Origin of the sequence: Cupriavidus sp. WS (genome assembly GCF_000395345.1) — a bacterium.
GTDB lineage: Bacteria > Pseudomonadota > Gammaproteobacteria > Burkholderiales > Burkholderiaceae > Cupriavidus > Cupriavidus basilensis_B.
In genome coordinates this window covers 1-200 of sequence record NZ_AQPL01000606.1, presented here as the reverse complement: position 1 = coordinate 200, position 200 = coordinate 1, and the positions used below count along the sequence as shown (strand labels likewise).

Here is a 200-nt window from a genome sequence, read left to right as displayed (position 1 = left end):
CACAACCTGACTACATCCCTATTCGTTGCGTTGGCCGACAAGCCCAGCGCAACACACCGCTCATGCCTGGTGACCATAGCGAGTTGGAACCACCCCTTCCCATCCCGAACAGGACCGTGAAACGACTCCACGCCGATGATAGTGCGGATTACCCGTGTGAAAGTAGGTAATCGCCAGGCTCTCTCTTGAAACCCCTCAGT

General features: G+C 56.0%; 1 rRNA gene. It reads left to right on the top strand.

Annotated features, from left to right (window positions below):
* The first annotated feature begins 65 nt into the window (after positions 1 to 65).
* Positions 66 to 179 (top strand): 5S ribosomal RNA (gene rrf, locus K206_RS42305).
* Positions 180 to 200 lie beyond the last annotated feature (21 nt).